Genomic DNA, 6,277 nt, shown 5'->3' with positions numbered 1-6,277 from the left:
CTCCTAATTAATGTGGTGTGCTAGCTAACATTATTGCCAGGAATTCTAAAATGTTTTCTTTTTTACTGTAAAATCACCAAAAGTGATGAAGAATCTTAATTAATAAAGAAAGTAAATTAGTTTTTTTAGGAGATTCGTTACAAAGAATTTATGGGTTCATAGGAGCTATACCTAATCTTATAGATTTAACATTAGAGCTGTTCGATATGGAATACATTGCACTGGAAAAAAACTATAGATTTGAAAATAATGATGAAATGTTATTGCTTGAAAAAAATATTAGAGAAAATGCAAAGAGACCTATTAATCCATCAATAAAAAAAGACTCTAATGTCAATTTCAAATTATATAAGAATCAAATAGAAGAAGCTTTTGGTATTGTTAAAAAAATTAGAGAATTACAATCAAAGAATATCAACTGTAAAATAGCAATACTAGTGAAACAACGCGGACCCAACGTCAATTTGATTTTAGAAGCATTAAAATATAAAGATATAAAATTCTTTTTTGGATTATTTACAGATGAGGATCAGCGGTATATTAGATTTCATGAAACTTGCTTGAATAAGTTTTACTCTATATTTATAGAGAAGAATAGAAATCTCTCAAAGAAAAATATTGAATTTTATTTAAACGAAATAAAAAAAGAATATAACGATGTTTCTGATGCAATGAATAATTCATTGTTTAAACTTTTACATTCTTTCCTAGAAAAAATTGTAAATGAATTTAAGGGTCTTCAAAATTCCGATAAATACAGAATAATTATGGATACATTTATGAACAAGTCATTAAGACAAAACCTTGATATTTTAGATGATAATGTTATTGTTACCACTGTACATGGAGCAAAAGGATTAGAATGGGATTATGTTATTTTGCCTGACATGGAAAAAAATCAATTTCCAAATTATCACGGATTGTGCAATCGTAATAATTGTATATTTGGTGATTATTGTATATTTAGTGTAAATGAAACCAATGAAGTAGAATTTTTAGAAGAACTTAGTGTGTTTTATGTTGCAGTAACAAGGGCAAAGAAAGAAGTATTTTTTACTGCAAGTCAGCGAAGTTTTGTAAGCGAAGATTTTCAACCTGAAACAAATATTAGTTGTCTATTAAGGCTACCGGGAATAAACATAAAACAAACTAATGAAACAGTAAGTGTTTAATTGATTGAGTTATAAAATAAAATTTTAAGGTAACACTGCTACATCAATATATCTGCGATTACCAATCAAGCCACGTGGAGTGTTGTGTGTTGCTTATAAAAAAATAATTCTTTGGAAAAGCTCGTTTTTGAAAATCAATGAAACGGGCTTTTCCTATATCCTTTATTCATTTAAAAAATCATTTGCAAACCGATAATAAATTTTCGGTGAACCGTCTTCTTTTATTTCGATTCGATCAACCAAACGGTGAAGCATCTCAGGGGTTAATTGATTGAAATGTATATATTCTTTTAATTCTTTTTTTAGTTGTTTCATATTCTTTTGTTCCCGTTTGGATTGTTCTTTAAATTTTTCTAATTTCAGTTTATCGGGCATCAATTGATCAATTTTTTTATTGATTTCTTCAATTGTTAAGCGGTATTCTTCAATATCAATACTGTTATCGGCAAACAATGAGGTTAACTGCACTTTCTGTTTTTTGAGTTTTTCAATTTTCTGTTCAACTTGGCTTAAACGGGTTGTATTATTTTTTGTATCAGATTCTAACTGCTTTATCACTCGGTCGATAAGGTTATCTAAATCCATTCGCTGTGCAAAACTCTTTATATCATTCAGGATTATTTCTTCTAGCTCTCTTTCTTTAATAAAATGGTCAGAACATGCCTTGCTGCCATATTTGTTAAAGTTTCCGCATACATATCCTTTACGGTTCTTTTTAAAATGCATCCCTCGGCCACAATCTGCACAGAAAAGGGTATTCGTAAAAAGATGAACCTCTGCTTGAGGACGAATTCTACTTCTTGAGATGATTAACTCCTGTACTGTATTAAACATTTCAATTAGTATAGAACCTATTAATATTAATATTTTCTTGAAAAGAGCAAGAGAGACTTGTTTAATTCAAGTCTCTCTTTTATTTGCTAATAATCATCCGAATAAGGACCTTTCATCAAAGGGATATGTTTTATGAATTTTTTCAATTCGATTCCAAAGTAATTTTCTATATCTCGTTTTAGATTTTGCTCTAATTGAATAAATTCCCTTACGATATAGTCTAAATCAAAAACATTGTACAAATCTTGCTCTGCCCAAATAGATTTCACTCTTGCTTTATTTGAAAATGGAATTAAAGACAGAATAGCACCATCTTCATAATCGTCATATTCAATCGTATAATAATGGAATTCTGGAGTATGTTCATCTGTGACTCTGTTTTTCCATTCGTATAATGCTTTATAGAATTCTAAAATAGCAAGTTCTGTTTCAAAGTATAATTCATTATTGATTTTTATTGTAAGTGTAGCTTCTACAGCTAATATGGTAGGAACATCACTTTTATCTCTATTCGAAATAATTCCTTTATCACTTACAAATTTGTATTCAAAAGTTATTTTACTGGAAATGCTGTCCATATCTTACCATCATATCCTATCACTATTCTTATTTTTGTTTCACCTTTTGTTCCAACTTTTTTTCCTAAGTTGACATCGAATCTAAATGATAACTTATCACTATCATTTATATCAAAACTAGAAACTTTCGCTTTTTGTAATGCTTCTTTAACCCATCCTCTAGCAGTAGATTGGCTACTTGTGTTAAATTTAGCATAATTTCTTTTATCACCTTTTAAGTGCTTATTCTTTACTGTGAATTTAGCAACGTTTTTAATTGCATTACTCAATGCGTATTTTCCAAAGGCACTAATCAATGCTTTCTTTCCATACTTTTTAATAGCCCATTTCGCACCTTGTTTTATTATTAAACCAAGAACTGGAATAGCTGAAGCCTGGGCATCAATAGTATTGATTTCAAAAAGCTCACCAGAGTTTCTATCAATTAAGTATGCTATGAAATCTTCACCTTCGATTTCTGTGAAAAACATGTCGTATGTTGTTTTTGTCACTTCTCCAGTTTCGGATATTTGTTCTTCGGTAACATACATTTCACCGGTATCAATATTAATGTAAAGTTCGGATTCAAATGACAAATCTCCTGTTTCTAACTCAGAGTTTACAGTTATCTCTTGTTTAGAGGATTCTTCAACTACCATTTCAAAGGAGTCATTGTTAACTCCTAATTCATTTGCGGTTACTTCATATACTGTTGTATCATCAGTACTTGAAACTTCCTCAACTTTTTCATTAAAATTCACATCAATTTGTTCTGCATTTTCTAAAACTTTCTCTAGATTCGAGGGAACTTCTGTTTCTTCTGCAAATGCAGATGGAGCAAATCCAGCAATACTACTGAACAAAAGTGTAGCAACTAATAGTTTAATCAAGTTCTTTTTCATTTAAAATCTCCTCTACCCTTTCTTTTTGTAATGTTAGAAAGCCTTCTCCAAAGTGTTCTTTTTCCCCTAGTTTCACAACATAATGGGAGAGTTTTTCTCTAATGGTATTAGCATTATAATTTGAATCGCTTTCATTCAAAATTGAAGCAATGACACCAGTTGCGTAAGCCGTAGCAAATGATGTTCCTGAAAATGTTGAGTATTCACCTTTGTTATCTGTAGATACAATCTCAACACCTGGAGCAGAATAATCAACTTTCCCTATACCGGAAAAAGGATCAAGTTTAAATTCTTCATCAAAAGAAGAGATGGATAGAACATTATTATATTGAGCTGGATAATCTATCGTTAGACCAAGAGTATTTCCTGCAGCCGCAGTGATGATAATTCCCTGTTCAATAGCTTTATCTATGGCGGATTTAAGTTCCACTTTGTCGCTTGAAAAACCGAAACTAATATTAATAATGTCAACTTCTTGTGCTATACTCCATTCAATACCTTCAATCACATCTTCAATTTTCCCTCGTCCTTTTTCATCAAGTACCTTTACGTCGTAAAGTATAACGTTCTTTAGAATACCGGTGGTCTCAATTCCTTTCGCAGCAATAATTCCAGCTACTGCAGTACCATGCCCGAATTCATCTTTAATGTTCTCGCCAGGAGTAATTGAGTTATATTCTTTGAAAGATAAGCCTTCAAATTCTTTGTGCGTCTTATTGATACCACTATCTAAGATTGCAATTTTTATAGGATCAGTATCCATCGTTGGATTCGATCCAACAAGATTAATAGCCCAATTGTCAATCTTCTGTTTTTTAATAGTTTTTACCTCATTGCCAACAATGTCTATGCTGTTATTTCTAACTACACTAATAGTCAGTATGATAATAAAAAGTACTAGCAAGAGGAATAATAGATACTTAATGTTTTTAATCATTTCCTCCAATACCTTCTAATATTAGACTTAATAATCTTGGAGTTACTGAAAAATATTAGAAAATCTCCCCCCTTTATTTAAATTTAAAAAACAGGGCAATATTATCGATTTATATAATACCAAATATTTAAAATTTTTGTCAACAAATAACAAATTGGAATATTTTATGTACTAAACTGTAATAAATTGTTTGGTATTCAGATGACCAAACCTCAGATTTCTTTGTTAATCCTTTCCTCGTGCCAAAGGATAATAGAGGGAAATTCGCAATATATTATTCCTAAGCATGTTGATAATGTCTATTTTCAAAAATAGATAGTTGATAATTACTGTGATTTGTGAGGAAAGTATGTATTTTTGTTTCTAATTATCTTAATTCTTCCTATGTAACGCAACAATATAAATTTCCGAGTTAAAATATAAACTTCCGATTCCGAGCCGGTTTTAGTTAAAAAATAAACTTCCGATTTCCGATATAAATCCAATAATTTCTCGGGTATTTTCCAATAGGGAGCCCGAGTTTTTTTATGCTTTTTCCAATATCTTTTCAATACAGTTCTGTTCTTAACCCATTGGTATTACTGGGTTTATCCAGCATCTCATCCAATAATAATTCAATACTTATCCAATGTTTTTATCTTAACTTTTAACTCTTTTCTCCATTATCTTATCTCCAATATTCTGCTTTCCAATATCGGAAAATTCTATTTTAACTCTCGAAAAAAGTTGAAAAAAATGCGATAAAAAGCGGGAAAAAACGGTCATTTTTGATCCGGAAATTCGTCAAAATGGGGGTTCGGTCGGAAATTTCTATTTTAACTCGAACGGTGGAATGCGGGTTTGAGGGGGGTGGAATAGGAGATTTATTTTTTGAATACACAAAAATGAAAAAATGAGGCAAGATAAGGTTTCTTTCTTGCCTCTATTCAATTTTTGGTGTGGCAAATCGATAATGAATAATCGGTGTACCGTCCTCTTTTACCTCGATTCGATTAGTCAGTCGATGAAGAATATCCCCAGTTAATTCATCGAAATTTAGGAATTGAAGTAATTCCTTTTTGAGCTTTTCAATCGTTTCAATTACATCTTCGCTTTCCATCAATGTAAGAAGTTCATTTTTCTGTTCCATTAATTCAGTTAATTCCTTGTTTGTTGCTTCAATACTCTCCTGATATTCTTCATAGGTAATGATTCCGTCAGCTAACAGGTTGATGAATTTTCTTTTTCGATTTTTTAAAACATCTATCTGTTTGTTAATCTTATTGATTTTCTTTTGAGAATCCGATTTTGTACTTTTCGATTTTCTCTCCATCTTCTTTATATATTTCTCTGTATCAACTTGTTGAATTAAGGTTTGGATGTCATCTAGGATCGTTTCTTTTAGAAAATCCTCTTTTATCGTGTGGGCGGTACAAGCCTTTTTCCCATGACGGGCATAAGCTCCACAAATATAGCCGTCTCGATTGCTACGAAACCACATTCCCGTACCACAGTCAGCACAATAGAGAATGTTGGTAAAAAGATGTAATTTGGGTGCTGTAATATATTTTCCCCTGAATATGGTGGGAATTTTGCTAGAGTCATTGATTCAGCCCGTGGATCCAAAGCTTGGGATAACATTTACAAGCGTCGGACTGCCGTTGAACGAGTCAATGCCTATCTGAAAGAGTTTTTTCAGCTGTTATCGCAAATGATAACGAAAACAATTCTAATAATATTAATCATAGCGATATTATTATCAATGACGAAAACATTAATAATAATAAAAATAAAGATATTAATGAATGAATTTCATAATTCTTAGCCCTTGTCCTCCAACGAGTTCAAGAAATTAAAAAAGAAGCACCTCCCCAAATCTTGTATAATGGTCATAGA

6 protein-coding genes are annotated in these 6,277 nt (G+C 31.2%); 1 reads left to right on the top strand and 5 read right to left on the bottom strand.

The features are described 5' to 3' along the window. The first annotated feature begins 206 nt into the window (after positions 1–206). On the top strand, positions 207–1,172 hold the full coding sequence (locus J2S06_RS15925; protein ID WP_419152948.1) for a 3'-5' exonuclease: 966 nt from the start codon (positions 207–209) through the stop codon (positions 1,170–1,172). Positions 1,173–1,334: 162 nt separating this feature from the next. On the opposite strand, the gene J2S06_RS15920 is transcribed toward J2S06_RS15925, so the two are convergent. The 5 genes from J2S06_RS15920 to J2S06_RS15900 all read right to left on the bottom strand — a co-directional run bounded on the left by J2S06_RS15920 (position 1,335) and on the right by J2S06_RS15900 (position 5,912). Then, positions 1,335–2,006 (bottom strand): recombinase zinc beta ribbon domain-containing protein, encoded by a 672-nt coding sequence (locus J2S06_RS15920; RefSeq protein ID WP_419152947.1) that lies wholly within the window; start codon positions 2,004–2,006, stop codon positions 1,335–1,337. Between the two features lie 86 nt (positions 2,007–2,092). Next, complete coding sequence (locus J2S06_RS15915; protein WP_141603098.1) at positions 2,093–2,584, bottom strand: DUF7878 domain-containing protein; 492 nt, start codon at positions 2,582–2,584, stop codon at positions 2,093–2,095. Continuing rightward, positions 2,560–3,465: an SAR2788 family putative toxin gene (locus J2S06_RS15910; RefSeq protein WP_419152946.1), complete on the bottom strand. Its 906-nt coding sequence runs from the start codon at positions 3,463–3,465 to the stop codon at positions 2,560–2,562. Before J2S06_RS15910 ends, J2S06_RS15915 begins: the two co-directional genes overlap by 25 nt. Then, on the bottom strand, positions 3,446–4,402 hold the full coding sequence (locus J2S06_RS15905) for a S8 family peptidase (RefSeq protein WP_419152945.1): 957 nt from the start codon (positions 4,400–4,402) through the stop codon (positions 3,446–3,448). The genes J2S06_RS15910 and J2S06_RS15905 overlap by 20 nt, the downstream gene beginning before the upstream one ends. A 922-nt stretch (positions 4,403–5,324) precedes the next feature. Continuing rightward, the gene (locus J2S06_RS15900; protein ID WP_419152949.1) at positions 5,325–5,912 is read right to left on the bottom strand and encodes a recombinase zinc ribbon domain-containing protein; all 588 of its coding nucleotides are present in this window, start codon (positions 5,910–5,912) and stop codon (positions 5,325–5,327) included. Positions 5,913–6,277 lie beyond the last annotated feature (365 nt).

Origin of the sequence: Bacillus alveayuensis (assembly GCA_030812955.1) — a bacterium.
In the GTDB taxonomy this organism is placed as follows: domain Bacteria; phylum Bacillota; class Bacilli; order Bacillales; family Aeribacillaceae; genus Bacillus_CB; species Bacillus_CB alveayuensis.
The sequence above is the reverse complement of the archived record's forward strand: the minus strand, read 5'-3'. Positions and strand labels throughout refer to the sequence as shown.